The following is a 15,751-nucleotide window of genomic DNA, read 5'->3' as shown; positions in this document are numbered from 1 at the left end:
TCAGGGCCTTCCGATCGTGTGCGCGGCGGTGGTCAGCAGGTCGGCGAGGGGCCCGAGGGCAATTCCGAGGACGGCACACCCGGCGAGGCCGAGCATCAGTGGCCACAGGGCCCCGGTGGACTCCTCATACGTACGCGACGCGGGTACCGCTGGGCCGAGCAGCATCCGCGCCATGCGGGCGGCAAGTGCGGCGAAGGCGATCAGGATCAGCAGCAGCGCCGCACTCATCGGCCAGCCCATACCGGCGGCGAATCCGGCACGCACGATGCCCACTTCGGAGGCGAAGAGACTGAAGGGCGGAAAGGCGAGCAGGGCGACCACGGAAATCCCGAACACCCCACCCAGAGCCGGGGCTTGGGCGAGCAGGCCGCGCACCCGTCCGATCCGCGCGGTGCCGGTGAGCCGCAGAATGTGGCCCGCGGCGCAGAACGCGACGGCCTTGGCCAGACCGTGCCCGGCGATGTGCAGCAGGGCGGCGGACAGGGCGAATGGGGTGCCGATCGCCGCACCGAGGGCGATCAGGCTCACGTGTTCCATGCTGGAGTAGGCGAGCATGCGTTTGTAGTCGCGCTGGGCGAGCAGCAGGGCCGCCGCGATAGCCAGGGTGAGCAGCGCGATGCCGGTCAGCAGGGTGCGAGTGAAGCCGGGGCCCAGAGCGGCGTCGGCGATGAGCCGGTAGCGCAGGATCGCGGTGAAGGCGACGGACAGCAGGACCCCGGACATGAGCGCGGAGACGGGGGCGGGGGCCTGACTGTGGGCGTCGGGCAGCCAGGCGTGCAGGGGGATGAGGCCGGCCTTCGCGCCGAAGCCGAGGACGACGAGGGTGATGCCGAGCCGGGTGACGGCCGGGTCGAGGCGGTCGGCGTGCGCCACCAAGGTCGGCCAGTCCAGCGCCCACGTCTCCGCGATGCCCGCCTGGCGGGCGGCGTAGTACAGCAGCACGGTGCCCAGGAAGGCCAGCGCGATCCCGGCCGAGCAGATCACCACGTACTTCCAGGCCGCCTCGACGGACGTCCGGGTGCGACGGTGGCCGACCAGGAAGGCGGTGACGATGGTGGTGGCCTCGACGGCCACCCACAGCACGCCGAGGTTCGCGGTGAGCACGGCCAGGCACATGGCCGCCAGGAAGGCGTGGACCAGGGCGTGGAAGCGCCAGGTGGTGCGGGCGTCCGCACGGGACGTGGCCCGCTCCCCCGCCAGGTAGGAGGGAATGGACGCGCACGCCAGGCACGCGACCGCTCCGACGACGAGCAGCATCCACACGGTCAGCGCGTCGGCGCGCAGCAGCCCGTCGTACGCGCTGACGGACCGGCCGTCGGAGGCGTCACCGGCCAGCGCGGCGGCGCAGGCCAGGATCGCGGCGGGGGATGCGAGCCCGACCCAGTCGCCCGGATGCCGCCTCCGTGCCTTGGGCTCCGCAGGTGCCCTGTCGGGCGCGTGCGGGGCCACCCCTTCGGTCCGCCCGCCCACGGCGGCGAGCTCGGCCGCCTTCGGCGTCACCTCGCCGCGGGCGACGACGGGAATACGTCGCCGCAGCCCAGTGAGCGCGTACGCTCCGGCGACACCGAGCGGGAACGCGGTCGGCACGGTCAACAGCACAGCATTGAGCGCGGAGTTCATCAGTCGTGCAGCTCCCGCAGGTCGTCGATGTCGGTGGTGCCGAACGCCGCGCGCATCCGTGTGGTGAGGATCTGCAGCACCAGGACGGCCAGCAACACGTCGAAGGAGACACCGAGTTCGACGATCAGGGGCACCCCGGAGGTGGCCAGGAAGGCGGTGGCTGTGATGCCGTTGTCCAGGAGCAGGAAGCCCACCACCTGCGCGAGGGCCCGCCTGCGTGTCACCAGCACGAAGAAGCCGATCAGCACTACGGCGAGGCCGACCGGCAGTGCCCGCGTCGCGGGCGTCGGATCGAGCTCGACCAGCGGCCGGGCCACCACATAGGCCAGGAGCGTCAACAGCGAGGCGGTCAGCAGCGATGCGGCGACGTTCACCAGGGGCTGGGTCTCCCGGGTCTCGGCGCCCCCGTCGTCGTAGCGCCTCCGCTCGGTGGTGAGCGCGGCAAGGGCCCGGAGCATCAGATAGGGCAGCAGCCCGGCGCGCAGTGCGCCGATGCCCACGCCGACCGCCACCAGGTCCCAGCGTCGCTCGTGCGCGCCGAGCAGCACGGCGACCGCAGCGAGCGCGATGCCCTGGAGGGCGAAGACTCGGACGATCGCGGTCAGTTCGCGTCGCCACAGCACGATCACGGCGGCCAGCAGGAAGACACCGCAGGCCAGATCGAGCAGTTGGGTGTACGTCCCCTCGCTCACCGGACGTCTCCTCCCGTCACTGGTTCACTCTCCGCTCAGGAAGTACGACGCGGTCACCGCGAGCAGCGCCAACAGGAAAGATCCGGCGAGGAGTTCGGGCACCCGGAAAAGGCGAACCTTGGCCCAGAACACCTCGGCCGCCGCGAGCACCGCGCCAAGGATCACGACCTTCACCACGAAGGCGAGGAGTGCCAGGACCAGGGCGGTCCAGGAGGCGCTGGTGGCGATGCCCCACGGCGCGAACAGCGAGGCGATCAGGCCGAGCAGGAGCGTGAGCCGCATCTGGGCGCCCAGTTCGACCAGGGCCAGGTCCGGGCCCGCGTACTCCAGGACCATCGCCTCGTGGATCATGGTGAGTTCGAGGTGGGTGGAGGGGTTGTCGACCGGGATGCGGCCGGTCTCGGCAAGCACGGCGACCGCGAGCGCGGCCGTGGCGAGCAGCCCCGCCGGGGAGGCGAGCCGTGCCGGGTCGTGGACGGCACCGGAGACGATGGCGGGCAGATTGGTCGACCCGGCCGGTATCGACAGGGCAAACACCGAGAGCAGGATGGTCGGCTCCACCAGCGCGGCCATTGTCATCTCCCGGGAGGCGCCCATGCCGCCGAACGCGGTCCCACTGTCCAGGCCGGCCAGGGCCAGCGCCAGAGTGCCAAGCGCGATCAGGGCCACCACCAGGATCAGGTCCGCGCTGCCGCTCACCGGCGTGTCCGTGGACAGCAGCGGCACGAGTGCGGCGGCCACCGCGGTGGTGGCCACGAGCAGCGCCGGGGCGACGCGGAAGGCGGGCCCGGTGCCCACCGGGGTGATGGGCTCCTTGTGCAGCAGCTTGCGCGCGTCCCGCCAGGGCTGGAGCACCCCGGCCCCGGCCCGGCCCTCCATGCGGGCCCGCACCTGCCGCATCCACCCTGTGAGGAGTGGGGCGCCCACGGCCACCACGACGACCTGGCCCGCCACGGCGACGTATCCGATCCCGTTCATCACCAGCCCACCGCCAGCACCAACAGCAGGGCGACCAGGCCGAAGAAGCCGTAGCCGAGATACAGATGCACACTGCCGCTCGCCAGGCGCCGCGCCGCCTGCCCGGCCCGGGCCAGGGCGCGCAGCACCGGCTCGTACAGCCGGTGCTCGATCCGGTCGGGCACCCGGCGTTGGAACCGCACTCGCTCCACCAGGTATGCCGACTCGCGCACCGGCGTCACGTTCACGTCCTGTTCGGGGGCGATTACGTCGTCGAAGACGCGCTGCAGCGGCTCAGCGAAAGAAGTCGCCGTGTACGCCATGCGCGGGGTCGGCGCACCGCCTCCGCAGTCCCACAGCCGTGCGTCCCGGCGCCTTCGGCGGCGCTGGTAGAGGCGGGGCACGCCAACGGCCAGCATCAGGGCGGCGGTGAGCGCGGCCACGATCCACAGCGGCGACAGCTGCGCGGAGATCTCGTCGAGCCGCACCGTAAGCCCACCACCCGAGACAGCACCGCTCCCCGGCAGCCCCACTGCCCCGACCGCCCGGTCAAGCCCGCTGCCCAACACCCCTGGGACCAGGGCCAGTCCGGCGCACAGGGCCGCGAGCAGGCCCATCCCTGCCAGCATCCACCGCGGCGACTCCCGCGCCCCGGCCGCCTGTTCACTGCGCGGCCGGGCGAAGAAGCCCACCCCCAGCGCCTTGACGAACACCGCCGCCGCGATCCCCGCCGACAGCGCGATCAACGCGACGGCCAGCGGCAGCACCACCGCGGTGGCCACGCCCGGCACCTCAAGGCCATGGATCAGCGACTGCAGCAGCAGCCACTCGCTGACGAACCCATTGCCCGGCGGCAACGCCACCGCCCCCAGGGCGGCAAGGGCAAACAGCCCCGCCGTGACCGGCATCCGGGCCCGCAGCCCGCCCAGCGCATCCAGGTCCCGCAGCCCGGTGGCCCGCACCACCGACCCTGCCGCGCAGAACAACAGGGCCTTGAACGCGGCGTGGTTGACCACGTGCAGCAGCGCGGCCGCCAGCGCGAGAGCGGCCAGGGGCTCGTTCCCGTAGGAGGCGAACAGCCCGGCCGCGCCGACACCCACGAGCACCAGGCCCATGTTCTCGCTGGTCGAGTACGCGAGCAGCCGCTTGAGATCGGAGGCCATGGCCGCCTGCAGAATCCCGTACACCGCCGAAAGCCCGCCCAGGGCCAGGATGGTGAGCCACCACCAGGCCGGTCCCCCGCCCAGCAGATCGAAGCCGACCCGCACAAGACCGTAAACCCCGAGGTTGACCATCGCCGCGCTCATCAATGCCGAGACGGGGCTGGGCGCTTCGGGATGCGCGCGCGGCAGCCACGCGTGCAGGGGCACAGCCCCCGCCTTCGAGGCGAAAGCGGCCACCGTCAGGACAAAAACGAGGCCCCGCACCGTCGCCGACATGCCATCCGCTGCCGTACGCAGCGTGGCGAAGCTCTCGCCTCCGGCGTGCGCGGCAAACAACGCAAACCCGGCGAGCAGCAACACCAGGCCCAGGTGGGTCATCACGGCGTACCAAACCCCCGCCGACCGGACCAAGGACCGCTCGCGGTGCTCGGCCAGCACCAGCAGCAACGAGGCCAACGCCATCAGCTCCCACAGCACCAAGAACGTGGAGACCGAGGCCGCCGCCGGGACAAGCACGAGGCTGAGCGCGAACAGCGGAAGGAGTGCCTGCGCCGTCCGCGAGGACAGCCCATGCCCGCCGTGGCCGCTCGCGTACCCGATGCCGTAGATGGCTACCGCCGCCGCGACGGCCCCCGCCACCGCCATGAACAGGCCCGCCAGCGCGTCCACCGCCACATCCACCCCGGCCAGCGGCAACAGGCCGGGCACGCGGGCGGACCATGCTCCGCCGCCACCCAGTACAGCTACACCCGCCGCACCACCCGCCACCCCCACTCCCACCGTGCACGCCCCGGCCACCAGCACACGCGCCCGGCCCGGCAGCACCGCCCCCGCCAGCGCGCCCGCGCCACCCACTCCCGTGGCGGCGACGAGCGCGACCGCGACCGTGCTCACCGGCCGGTCACTCTCCGCAGCGCCGCCACGATCTCGTCCGGCCGGGGCGGACATCCGGGCACTTCCAGATCCACCGGTACGACGTCACCGACCGCCCCCGCCACCCCGTACCCCTGGGCGAATTCACCGCAGTTGAGCGCGCAGTCACCGACCGCGACCACCATCCTCGGCTCGCCCATAGCGGCGACCGTGCGCCGCAACGGTTCCGCCATGTTCCGGGTGACCGGCCCGGTCACCAGGGCCACATCCGCGTGCCGGGGCGAGGCCACCAGGCGGGCGCCGTACCGCTCGGCGTCATACACCGGGCCGAAAGCGGCCGCGATCTCGATCTCGCAGCCGTTGCAGGATCCCGCGTCCACGCAGCGCACCTGCACCGACCCGCCGAACTCCCGTGCCTTTGACGGCACTTCGCCCTCCGGCCGGGGCGGGGCTTCTTCCGCCACCCGCCCGGTGTCGCGGATCTTGCGCAGCAGGCCCATGAACATCCCTCCCGAACGAAGGCGACGACGGCTTCCGACGAGGGCTAACAGGCGACCCTGATACCCGGGTTACGACGGTTTCCCTGCGCTTTGCCTACTTTGCCCAGAGTTTGAAGCAAGGCGGCCCGCCTCCCGCCGTCAGAGCGCTGACCATCACGCGCGTGAGGCGGGCCGCCGATCAGGGCCGCCTATGTCGGCGGCTTCGCATCCCCCTGGCCCTCCCCCTGAGCGGCGCGCAGGTCGGCGAGCAGCTCCGCCTGGCCGGCCAGCACGCCGGACAGGATGGTGCGCGCCACCGTCAGCAGCTCCGCCACATGAGGGCTGGTCAGCGAGTAGTAGACGGTCGAGCCCTCCTTGCGGGTCACCACCAGGTTCGCCCGCCGCAGCACGGCCAGTTGCTGGGAGAGATGCGCGGGCTCGATGCCCACCTCGGGCAGCATCTCCGCCACCGCATGCTCGCGCTCACTCAGCAGCTCAAGAACGCGGATGCGCGCCGGGTGACCCAGCGTCTTGAAGAACTCGGCCTTCAATTGATACAGCGGGGCGCTCACTGTGCGGTCCCCCGCGTCGATCGTCGCTCCCGCACGCATCGCATCCACCCACTCGTCATAGACATGGGGCACATCCTCCCGTGTGGCACCGGACGGACCGAATCCGCACACAGAAGCAGCGCCGCCCGAATTCCATGGTGACGACCTCGGGAATTGCTAAGATTAGCAACTCCATACGTCACATGAGGGAGGCTTGGTGAGAATCACCCCGCTGCGAGGCATCGGCGTCGCCTGGTTCAAGTGCCCCGCCTGCCGCCTCAAGTGCCGCCCCTCCGCCGTCGGCCCGGAGGGAACCTGCCCCGGCTGCGGACAGACGCAGATGCTCAGGCTGACCTTCGGCGGCCGCCACGGGCGCCTCGACGCGACGGCGGCCCGCCCCACCGGCCGCGACTGAGCAACAGCTCTACTGCGACCAGCCGGCGGTACGCCACTCCTGCGCATCCTCGACCGCCGCGCTCGGCGCGGCATGCGCGGCCAGAGCTGACCGAAGGTCGCAGTGAACGGCGATGGGCGGGCAGTCGCCGTCGGGGACGAGGGAGCCGTCGGCGGGGATCGCGGCCAGTTCCAGACTGCGGCCGTGGTCGGCGAGTTGCCGGGCGGCATCCGTGATGGCCAGCTGGCCCTCGGTGGACCAGCCGCGCAGTTCGGTGAGGTCGACGATGACCGGACCGGTGCCGCGGGCGAGCACCCAGCCCACCGCACCACTGAAGCGGTGCGCGGCGTCTGGGCCCAGGTGCCCGGCGACGGACAGCACGCCGAGGTCCTGCTCGATGGTGTAGCGCCACTCGATGGTCATGCGTGAACTTCCTTGTGCTGATTGCCCGTTGAGATCGCCGTCGCTGTTGCTTTCGCGGTCACAGGGGCAGGGTGATCCAGATGCTCTTTCCCTTGCCGTCGGCGTCGCCGCGGATGACCGCCGTGCCGCCCAGGCCGAGGGTGAGTTCCATGACGGTGGCCAGGCCGCGCGGCTCGGTCTCGGTGACCGATGCGTACAGCGAGGGCTGGTAGGGGTGGCGGTCGTGGACGCCGAAGGCCAGGCAGTCCTCGCCTGCCGCGTAGATGACCGTCACCTGCGGGGAGAGGACAGCGGCGTGGCGGATGCTGTTGGTGACCAGTTCGCTCAGGATGAGCAGCGCCGGGTCGATGGTGGGGTGGCGCAGCGTTATGCCCCATTCGGTCAGCGCCTGCTCGGCGGTCTCCCGCGCCATCCGCACCGCGCCCGGCATGCACGGCACGGTGAGCACATGCCGGTAGGGGAGTTCGGCGAGGTCGGTGGCCATTAGCCCTCCGCTCGGGCCAGGCGGAAGCCGGTCACCGTCTGCGGATGGATCCGCACGAGGGTGTCGTGCGGGCCGTGTGACCAGCCGGTCAGTGTGCGGCGGTAGTGCGCGCGCTCGTCGGGATCGGTGATCACCTCGGCCGGGCCCGTGGCCGTCACCGTCCAGCCGGTTCCCGTCGCCGTGCGGATCTCGTCCACGTGGTACGTCACGGTCTGCGGCACCGCGGCGGCCGGGACCGGGGTGCGCACCACGAGGCGGCCGAACTCCAGGACGTGCGCGGCCGGGCGGACTATCGCGGCATCCTTGTGGACGCACACCAGACGCCCCAGGCGGCTGCCCTCCAGGAGCCACAGGGCCTCGGCGCCGGAGACCTCGACCATGCGGAGCGATGCGGGGGTGGTGCTCATCGGGCTGTTTCCTCGCTGGCGGTTCGGGTCGTCTTCTGGGCGGGGATGGCAGGGAACACACCGGTGCATTCCAGATGGGTGCGGGCGCCGGCGATGGCTTCGGGGGTGGTGGCGTACTCCCGGCCCTCAAGGCGCAGCAGCGCCAAAGCGCCCACGGAGTTAAGGACTTGGCGCTGGCCGGGGCGTATCCCCGAGGCCATGACGACGATGCCGCGCCGGTTCAGCTTCTGCACCGCGTCCTTGAGGACCAGCGCGCCGGTGGCGTCGATCGTGCTCACGCGGGACATGCGCAGGATGACCACGCGTACGTCGGCGACCTCGGCCAGCTCCAGGAGGAAGCGATGGGCTCCGGCGAAGAACAGCGGGCCGTCGATGCGGTACGCGACGATGTGCTCGGCCAGCAGCGCATGCTCCTCCACACTGTGATCGCCCCGGTCGAGCGGCACCTGGTCCATGCGGGCCTGTTTGGCTACCGCGCGCAGGGCGAGGGCGCCCGCGACGAGCAGGCCGATGATCACCGCGTACACGAGATCGAGGGCGAGGGTGGCGACCGCGGTCAGGACGAGGATCAGTGCGTCCGAGCGGGTCGCCTTCGCCATCGCGCGCAGAGAGCCGACCTCCACCATGCGGATCGCGGTGGCCAACAGCACGCCTGCCAGCGCGGCGAGGGGGATCTTCGAGACGAGCGGCGCGGCCGCGAAAACGATCACCGCGAGGATCACGGCGTGGGTGAGGGAAGCCAGACGCGAGCGCGCGCCGGTGCGGACGTTGACGGCCGTGCGGGCGATGGCGCCGGTGGCGGGCACACCGCCAAAAAGCGGGGCGGCGATATTGGCCAGGCCCTGCCCGAACAGCTCCCGGTCCGGATCGTGCTTCTGCCCGACCGTCATGCCGTCCGCGACCGAGGCCGACAGCAGCGACTCCAGTGCGGCCAGCGCCGCCACCGCCACCGCCGGGGCCAGCAGCGAACCGAGCGCGCCCATGTCCAGGAAGGCCAGTGACGGGGCGGGAAGGCCGGACGGTAGGTCGCCGATCGGAGGCGCCGCGTCCAGGCCGGCGACCTGCGCGACGAGCGTGGCGGCGATCACCGCGACGATGGAGAAGGGAATCGTGGGCCGCCACCGGGCGCCGACCAGCATCACCACGGCCACCGCGACGGCGAAGGCGACAGCGGTCCAGTTCGGGGACGTGGCGAACTCCTCGACCGCGCGCCAGGTCACCACCAGGACCTGCTCGCCCTCGGGCTTGGCCACCCCCAGGGCATTGGGCACCTGCTGCAACCCGATCACGCACGCGATGCCGAGCGTGAAGCCCTCCACGACGGGCGCGGGAACGTACTGCATGTACTTCCCGGCCCGCAGCACGGCCAAAGCGACCAGCATGAGTCCGGCGATCAGGCCCACGGTGAGCACACCGCCCGGCCCGTACTGCGCCACGATCGGAACGAGTACGACCGTCATCGCGCCCGTCGGCCCCGACACCTGCAGATTCGATCCACCGAACACCGCGGCCAGAGCCCCCGCGATCACAGCGGTCACCAGACCCGCCTCCGCACCAAGCCCCGAGGAGACCCCGAAGCCGAGCGCCAGCGGCAGCGCCACGATCGCGACGGTCAGCCCCGCGAGGAGATCACGCCGGGGATCACGGCGAAGATCCGCCAGATCGGCGCGGCCGGGCAGCAGCGAAGTGATCCGGGCCGCCAGGGCCCGGCCGGTGCTCGTGCTCATCGCGCGGCGACCTCGGCATCCCGCAGCTCGGCCAGTAGCGCGTGCTGCCCCGTAAGCATCTCGGTCAGGATCCGGCGCGCCGCCCGCATCAGATCGGCCACGTCCCCGCCCGCCAACTCATAGACGACCGTGGAGCCCTCCCGCTTCGAGCTCACGATGCCCGAGCGGCGCAACACCGCCAGCTGCTGGGACAGCGCGGCGGGCTCCACCTCGATCGCGGCCAGCAGGTCACGCACCGGCATCGGCCCGTCCTGCAACAGCTCAAGCACCCGTATCCGCACCGGATGACCGAGCATCCGGAAGAACTCGGCCTTGGCCTGATACAGCGGAACCGACACGAATCCCTCTCCCCGAGTCCACACAGACGGCAGGCTGCCGTGCCCGCGGCCACCTGCGACACCATGCGACAACCGCGAGCACGACCCGCACACCATCTAACGAATTGCAAAATTTCGCAATTCAGCTAGTCGCTTCGTAGACTGGACCGGTGAGTGAATCGCTTCCCCCCTGCCCCCAGTGCTCCAGCGCCTACACCTACGAGATGGGCGCGCTGCTCGTCTGCCCCGAGTGTGGCCACGAGTGGTCCCCCTCCGAGGCCACCGGTGACGTCACAGCAGCCGAACGCGTCATCCAGGACGCGGTCGGGAACGTGCTCGCCGACGGCGACACGGTGACCGTGGTCAAGACCCTGAAGGTCAAGGGCAGCCCGTCCGGCATCAAGGCCGGCACCAAGGTCCGCAACATCCGCCTCATCGAGGACGGCGTGGACGGCCACGACATCGACTGCAAGATCGACGGCTTCGGTCCCATGCAGCTCAAGTCCAGCGTGGTCAAGAAAGCCTGACTCGTTCCGGCGGTGCGGGCTGTGCGGCCCCGATGACGATGCAGGTGATCGCCGCGGCGGTCCGGAGCATTGCGGTCATGACGTGCGCCGCGGTGGTGCGGCATGCTGGAGAGCATGAGCAGCAGGTACGCCGAGGCCAAGCCGTACACGCTTCCCGCCTCGCTCGACGACCTCGTCGGGCCGGTGAGCGGCACCGTCATCCTGCCCCGGTACATCGACTGGGGGCCGCACTATACGTACGCCCTGAGCGATGACGCCGACCTCCTGGTGATGTACGAACGCGTGATCCGCGAAGCCCCCACCCCCGCCGACCTGCACACCTACCTCAACGCGGCGATCCTTCGGCAGCGGTGGCACGACCTGTTCCTACCCGCCCCGGCTCGTGCCGGATGGGAGAGCCGCTTCCCCGAGCTGGCCGCCGCAGCGGGGGCGGCGTAATGCGGGAGCTCCACCACCGGCTGATCCGCATCGGCCTGGATGCCCTCGCCGACGACTACGGGTACGCACTGGCCGGTGGATACGCCGTCCAGGCACACCACCTCGTCCACCGCATGAGCGAGGACGTCGACCTCTTCACCCCGGCGAACCGCACCGCGGAGATGCCCCAGGCCGTAGAGCGACTCATCGCCGCCTACGGGTCCGCCGGCTGCACAGTCGAGCTGATGCACCAAGCCGACGGGTACACCCGGCTGAACGTCACCGACCCCGACACCGGTGCCACCACCAAGGTCGAACTGGTCGCGGAATTCCTCCATCACCCGCCCGTACCTTCCGAGTTGGGGCCGGTGCTGCACCGCGACGACCTGGCCGCCGCCAAGACCAGCGCGCTCTTCGGCCGGGCGGAGGCCCGCGACGCCATCGACATCCTCGGGCTCCTGCGGGCCGGCTACACCCGCGCGCGGCTCATCGAACTGGTCTCCCAGCTCGACGGCGGCTTCGACCTGCGCATGTTCGCCGACTCGCTCACGCGTGTCCAGCGCTACAGCGACAAGCAGTTCGCCGCGTACGACCTCACGACCGAGGACGCAGCAGCCCTACGGCGCTACTACGCCGACTGGCAGCAGGAGATCGGCGAGCAGCTACGACCCGACGCAGCCCGCGCCCCCTCAGCGACGTCCGATCCGACCTCCGCCCCGAGCCCCGCAGCGCCGCCGCCCAGTTCGCGGCCACCAGGTGCTGACGGGGGCCGCGCTCGGTGACCACAGGAGTGGCCGACTCACACGCTGAAACCCGGCCGTTCCAGGCGCACCGTTCGCGGGGGCGTGCCGCAGAGCAAGGGCGGGGAGGGCCGGTGATTCAGTGCGCGCGGCGCCCATGTCCTGAGGCAGACGCTGTACGTCAGTCGTGCGGCGCCTGGCCGCTCACCCGGCGATCCGAGTGGCGCAGGTGTCCGTCGCTCAGCCGGTAGTGGATGTACCTGCCCTCGCGGCATACCTGCAGGCCGGTCCGGACGTGTACCATCCGTCCCCCATACGTCGCCGGAGTGACGCCCAGAGCAAGCCAATCGGCTCCTTCACCTCTCGGCTGCTGTGAGGTGAAGGAGCCGTCGTCTGTCACAGAGGCGACAGCAGCATGAGGACTTCGTCCCGGTCGTCTTCCTGGCTCAGGCGCAGAGCACCAGGCCAGCGGCCGATCTCCGTCTATCCGAGCCGCCCGTAGAAATCCTCAAGGCCCACTCCACCCCGGGCGGCCAGATGGAGTTGCTCTAGGCCCATCTCGTCGCGGGCAATCCTCCGCAGCTGGCTCATCAGCACCGCACCTATGCCGCGACCGCGCACAGCTGTCCGCGTCTGGACGTGGTGGAGGGTCCCCCAGTGCCCGATCAGAGGGTCGGGATCACGACGCACGTTCAGCCACCCGGCGACGTCGCTGTCGGCATGGGCCACCAGGAGACGACTGCGATCCGAGTGCAGGGCTGCGATGATCCGGTCCGCCGCCGCTGCCACCTCATCCCGGTCCACGGGCGGGCCGAGCCTGATCCAGGGCACGGACGGCTACTCGTCCCCGCCGAACACGTCCTTGAAGAACTCCTTGGCCTTCTCCAACAGGTCAGGGACCTTCTCCCCTGCATCGGCTCCAACAGCGCGGCCGACGCCATGAGCGACGCCTCGGCCGACGTCTCCGGTTACTCCGGACGCGGTCCCCGCCCCCGCCGCAGGCGGGGCGTGCGGTCGTTCTCCACGCCCGTGTTGCCGACCTCGGCGCTCTCCCCGTCAGCGGACGCCGCGTCCGTGGCGGATCCCGCTTCCGTCGACGTATTCGTCGTGGTGGTGCGTGACTTCTTCTTCCAGAACGGTCGCATCGCCGATCTCTTCCTTGTTCCAGGAATGGATGGCAAGCGGGGAGATCGGATCCTTGAAGCGCTCCCGACGCACGGAGAAGCACCGGAACTGCCCACTCACCAGGAAGGAGAAGGGAGGGCGAGCTCTTACAGGCTGGCGAGGAGCGGGCCTGACGGCAGCCGCTTGAGGCGCAACATGCCCCGGCAGGGGGCATGGGCCATGCATCGCGCGATCACGGCCGCCGACACCTGGCACAGACCCACAACTGCCACCGCCACCAGGGCATGGACCGCAACCCACGCGGCCACGGGGGCCGGGCAGGGGCGAGGTCGAGCGTCCAGCGGATGCATGCGTCCAAGGTGCCACAGGTCTCGACGGCCAACACATGTGTCTCTTACGGGACTTCACGCCAGGCACAGGGCATACGCGGCGGAGCACGCGGGTCGCAGGGCGCCCACATGGCCGCCTTGAGGTCATCCAGCGGCTTCTGGAAATGCTCCTGCCGGACGTGGTCGAGGTAGGAGGCAAATCTGGTCGTGGTGGGGTGCAGGCGGTTCCGAGAGGCGATCTCGTACGTGAGGGCACACTTGTACACCCAGGCCAGCATCGGGTCCATGGCTATCCAGTGGCTGTCCACGTACCCGGACCGTTCGAAGGGTCGATTGGTGTTCAGCGCCAGGCCCTCGTTGATCAGGGCGTCGCGGAGATCTGGGGAGACTTCGTCCCAGAACAGCTCTGCGGCTCGAGTAGATCTCCGGGGCCCGCCGGGGCCTCCTGGCACGGGTGGAGGCGCGCACTGGTTGACGCGATTCACCCTCCGCAGCGAGGGATCGGCACCGTTGCCGCCTCGGAGCTGATCGGGCCGGACCGAGTAGAGACGCCGAAGAGCTGCAGCCTGCTCGCTGATGACGGACAGAAAGGGACCCTCAACCGCGGCCGCGGCGCTCTTCGGATCGAGGTCCTCCCAGAAATCGAGCCCATCACCCAAGGCAATGGCTATCGCGGAATCACTGACCGGATAGCCGTCGGCAACCACGCGGTCATCATGACCCACACCTGCTATGGGTCGATCACTGGGCTTGCGACGGCGGAGGTGCGGGTCGAGGTCGACACCCGTGAGGGTGTCAGGGCGCCCGTGGTGCACAACTACGGGCACGGAGGCGCCGGGGCGCTTAACTTGGGGGTGCGCTCGGGAGGTTGCGCAGCTGCTGGCATGAGGTGGGCGGAGATCTGGTGGCTACGATGTCGTGCCCGCTACAGCTCGCTGCAGCCAAAGGCTGATTGAGGAGAATCCGTAGTGCACATGTCGTCGCGCGCGTGGCCCCTGGTGTCACTCGCCGCTCTGCTGATGACGGGATGCTCCTCCTCGGAATCCCCGGCGACAACGTCCGCCAAGCCCGCCGCCGTACCGATCAAGACAGATGGAGTCGACGAGAACTCCATCTGCCAAGCCGCGCTCACGGATGCCCAGCAGCAGGCCGCCGGTATCGAGGACACCGAGCCCGACTCGGACAAGGGTGAGGTCAGTTGCTACTTCTTGATGACGTCCGACGAGGACAATCCGGCTGGCTACGTCGTCAGCCTGTTTAAGAACGAAACCGCGCTGCTCCAGGTCGCCGACGCGACGGACTCGAGCCCGACGAAGGCCGTCCCTATGATCCTCAAGGGCCGGACCGCGGCGCGGCAGGTCATGTACGGCGCTACCTGGCGGGCGTCGTTCACGGTGGACATCGGAGCGGGGCAGTTCCTGTACATCGAGAGGTACTCGCCCGCCCATGTGGTGGCCGAGAAGGACCTCAACAGCCAGGCGCGCAAGGTGGCTGGACAGGTGCTGGGGAACCTGGGGAAGTGGCGCGGACAGGCAGGCTCGGCTGGTGGGACATAGAGCAGGGCTTCGCCTGGAGCCGTGAACCACTTTGGAACTCCCTCACCAGCGCCCTCGACTTTGTCGGGAACCTGCTGGCCTCGCCACCTCCCTGGATCGCGATGTTGCAAAAGGTTGTCCCGTAACTGGTGTGGCTGCTGGGGTGTTGTCTGGGCATGGGTGGGGTGATCTCAGCGGATGATCCGAAGTGGATCGAGCTGTACTCCGGGTTGGGCCAGTCGCAGTTCGATCAGCTAGTGGCGCTCGTGCGCCGTCGCGGAGGCGATGTCCAGCGTGGCCGCCCTTGGCGATTGCCGTTGGCCGACCGGATGTTGCTGGTGGCCACGTACTGGCGCACGAACCTCACGTTGCGGCAGGTGGCGCCGTTGTTCGGGATCTCGAAGTCGGCGGTCGACCGGATTCTGGACCATCTAGCGCCGCTACTGGCGATCTCGCCGGCCCGACGGCCGCGCAAGGACACCGTGTACATCGTGGACGGCACCCTGGTGCCCACGCGGGATCGCAGGATCTCCGCCTCGAGCAAGAACTACCGCTACTCGACCAACCTGCAGGTCGTGATCGAGGCCAACAGCCGCCTGGTGGTGGCCATCGGAATCCCGCTGCCTGGCAGCCGCAACGATTGCCGGGCGTTCGCTGAGTCCGGTGTCGACCGGGCCTGTCACGGCGCCCCGGTCATCGCCGACGGCGGCTACCAGGGCACCGGCGCACTGATCCCGCACCGCAAACGACGAGGTCAACAGCCTCTGAGCCCGCAGCAGAAGGCGGAGAACAAGGTCCACCGCAAAGCCCGTGCTCGTGTGGAGCACGCCTTGTCCCGGCTGAAGAACTGGAAGATCCTGCGGGACTGCAGGCTCAAGGGTGATGGAGTCCACCAGGCCATGCTTGGAATCGCCCGCCTTCACAACCTCGCCCTCACCGGATAACCCACAGCACGCTGTTGGTGGTTGATCCTTACTTCGGTGCGGCACCG

20 protein-coding genes are annotated in these 15,751 nt (G+C 70.0%); 6 read left to right on the top strand and 14 right to left on the bottom strand.

Annotated elements, in window-relative coordinates; genetic code table 11:
• The 6 genes from AB0O76_RS17400 to AB0O76_RS17375 all read right to left on the bottom strand — a co-directional run bounded on the left by AB0O76_RS17400 (position 1) and on the right by AB0O76_RS17375 (position 6,356).
• Positions 1-1,620 (bottom strand): proton-conducting transporter membrane subunit, encoded by a 1,620-nt coding sequence (locus AB0O76_RS17400; protein WP_365491285.1) that lies wholly within the window; start codon positions 1,618-1,620, stop codon positions 1-3.
• Positions 1,620-2,312: a hypothetical protein gene (locus AB0O76_RS17395; RefSeq protein ID WP_365491282.1), complete on the bottom strand. Its 693-nt coding sequence runs from the start codon at positions 2,310-2,312 to the stop codon at positions 1,620-1,622. Before AB0O76_RS17395 ends, AB0O76_RS17400 begins: the two co-directional genes overlap by 1 nt.
• A gap of 24 nt (positions 2,313-2,336) precedes the next feature.
• Positions 2,337-3,290, bottom strand: coding sequence for an NADH-quinone oxidoreductase subunit H (locus AB0O76_RS17390; RefSeq protein ID WP_365491279.1), 954 nt, complete (start codon positions 3,288-3,290; stop codon positions 2,337-2,339).
• Positions 3,290-5,326: a proton-conducting transporter membrane subunit gene (locus AB0O76_RS17385; RefSeq protein ID WP_365491276.1), complete on the bottom strand. Its 2,037-nt coding sequence runs from the start codon at positions 5,324-5,326 to the stop codon at positions 3,290-3,292. The genes AB0O76_RS17390 and AB0O76_RS17385 overlap by 1 nt, the downstream gene beginning before the upstream one ends.
• Positions 5,323-5,805 (bottom strand): oxidoreductase, encoded by a 483-nt coding sequence (locus AB0O76_RS17380; protein WP_365491273.1) that lies wholly within the window; start codon positions 5,803-5,805, stop codon positions 5,323-5,325. Before AB0O76_RS17380 ends, AB0O76_RS17385 begins: the two co-directional genes overlap by 4 nt.
• Before the next feature lie 188 nt (positions 5,806-5,993).
• Positions 5,994-6,356, bottom strand: a complete 363-nt coding sequence (locus AB0O76_RS17375; RefSeq protein ID WP_365491581.1) for a metalloregulator ArsR/SmtB family transcription factor — start codon at positions 6,354-6,356, stop codon at positions 5,994-5,996.
• A 196-nt stretch (positions 6,357-6,552) separates the two neighbouring features.
• Here AB0O76_RS17375 and AB0O76_RS17370 point away from each other — a divergent pair, with 196 nt between their 5' ends.
• Complete coding sequence (locus AB0O76_RS17370; protein ID WP_365491270.1) at positions 6,553-6,750, top strand: hypothetical protein; 198 nt, start codon at positions 6,553-6,555, stop codon at positions 6,748-6,750.
• Positions 6,751-6,759: 9 nt separating this feature from the next.
• Here AB0O76_RS17370 and AB0O76_RS17365 read toward each other — a convergent pair whose 3' ends face one another.
• Genes AB0O76_RS17365 through AB0O76_RS17345 form a run of 5 tightly spaced genes read right to left on the bottom strand, consistent with a single transcriptional unit; the run spans position 6,760 to position 10,108 of the window.
• On the bottom strand, positions 6,760-7,152 hold the full coding sequence (locus AB0O76_RS17365) for an anti-sigma factor antagonist (protein ID WP_365491267.1): 393 nt from the start codon (positions 7,150-7,152) through the stop codon (positions 6,760-6,762).
• 58 nt (positions 7,153-7,210) lie between these two features.
• Positions 7,211-7,636, bottom strand: coding sequence for an ATP-binding protein (locus AB0O76_RS17360; RefSeq protein WP_365491264.1), 426 nt, complete (start codon positions 7,634-7,636; stop codon positions 7,211-7,213).
• Positions 7,636-8,043, bottom strand: coding sequence for a pyridoxamine 5'-phosphate oxidase family protein (locus AB0O76_RS17355; protein WP_365491261.1), 408 nt, complete (start codon positions 8,041-8,043; stop codon positions 7,636-7,638). The genes AB0O76_RS17360 and AB0O76_RS17355 overlap by 1 nt, the downstream gene beginning before the upstream one ends.
• The gene (locus AB0O76_RS17350) at positions 8,040-9,770 is read right to left on the bottom strand and encodes a SulP family inorganic anion transporter (RefSeq protein WP_365491258.1); all 1,731 of its coding nucleotides are present in this window, start codon (positions 9,768-9,770) and stop codon (positions 8,040-8,042) included. Before AB0O76_RS17350 ends, AB0O76_RS17355 begins: the two co-directional genes overlap by 4 nt.
• Positions 9,767-10,108, bottom strand: a complete 342-nt coding sequence (locus AB0O76_RS17345) for a metalloregulator ArsR/SmtB family transcription factor (protein WP_365491256.1) — start codon at positions 10,106-10,108, stop codon at positions 9,767-9,769. Before AB0O76_RS17345 ends, AB0O76_RS17350 begins: the two co-directional genes overlap by 4 nt.
• Before the next feature lie 149 nt (positions 10,109-10,257).
• On the opposite strand from AB0O76_RS17345, the gene AB0O76_RS17340 reads away from it, so the two are divergent.
• From AB0O76_RS17340 to AB0O76_RS17330, 3 genes are all read left to right on the top strand, one after another.
• The gene (locus AB0O76_RS17340) at positions 10,258-10,614 is read left to right on the top strand and encodes a zinc ribbon domain-containing protein YjdM (protein ID WP_365491253.1); all 357 of its coding nucleotides are present in this window, start codon (positions 10,258-10,260) and stop codon (positions 10,612-10,614) included.
• Between the two features lie 114 nt (positions 10,615-10,728).
• On the top strand, positions 10,729-11,052 hold the full coding sequence (locus AB0O76_RS17335) for a hypothetical protein (RefSeq protein WP_365491250.1): 324 nt from the start codon (positions 10,729-10,731) through the stop codon (positions 11,050-11,052).
• Positions 11,052-11,813 carry a nucleotidyl transferase AbiEii/AbiGii toxin family protein gene (locus AB0O76_RS17330; protein WP_365491247.1) on the top strand — a complete coding sequence of 254 codons (762 nt, stop codon included), beginning with the start codon at positions 11,052-11,054 and terminating at the stop codon, positions 11,811-11,813. Before AB0O76_RS17335 ends, AB0O76_RS17330 begins: the two co-directional genes overlap by 1 nt.
• A 441-nt stretch (positions 11,814-12,254) precedes the next feature.
• Here the strand turns inward: AB0O76_RS17330 and AB0O76_RS17325 are convergent, their stop codons facing one another.
• From AB0O76_RS17325 to AB0O76_RS17315, 3 genes are all read right to left on the bottom strand, one after another.
• On the bottom strand, positions 12,255-12,602 hold the full coding sequence (locus AB0O76_RS17325) for a GNAT family N-acetyltransferase (protein ID WP_365491244.1): 348 nt from the start codon (positions 12,600-12,602) through the stop codon (positions 12,255-12,257).
• Positions 12,603-12,739: 137 nt separating this feature from the next.
• Entirely contained in the window at positions 12,740-12,916 is a 177-nt protein-coding gene (locus AB0O76_RS17320; RefSeq protein ID WP_365491241.1) for a hypothetical protein, read from the bottom strand.
• A 374-nt stretch (positions 12,917-13,290) separates the two neighbouring features.
• Positions 13,291-13,932, bottom strand: coding sequence for a DUF6236 family protein (locus tag AB0O76_RS17315; RefSeq protein ID WP_365491238.1), 642 nt, complete (start codon positions 13,930-13,932; stop codon positions 13,291-13,293).
• 267 nt (positions 13,933-14,199) lie between these two features.
• Here AB0O76_RS17315 and AB0O76_RS17310 point away from each other — a divergent pair, with 267 nt between their 5' ends.
• Complete coding sequence (locus AB0O76_RS17310) at positions 14,200-14,781, top strand: hypothetical protein (protein ID WP_365491235.1); 582 nt, start codon at positions 14,200-14,202, stop codon at positions 14,779-14,781.
• Between the two features lie 155 nt (positions 14,782-14,936).
• Entirely contained in the window at positions 14,937-15,704 is a 768-nt protein-coding gene (locus tag AB0O76_RS17305; RefSeq protein WP_365491232.1) for a transposase, read from the top strand.
• Positions 15,705-15,751 lie beyond the last annotated feature (47 nt).

The organism is Streptomyces sp. NPDC086554 (assembly GCF_040686095.1).
In the GTDB taxonomy this organism is placed as follows: domain Bacteria; phylum Actinomycetota; class Actinomycetes; order Streptomycetales; family Streptomycetaceae; genus Streptomyces.
The sequence above is the reverse complement of the archived record's forward strand: the minus strand, read 5'-3'. Positions and strand labels throughout refer to the sequence as shown.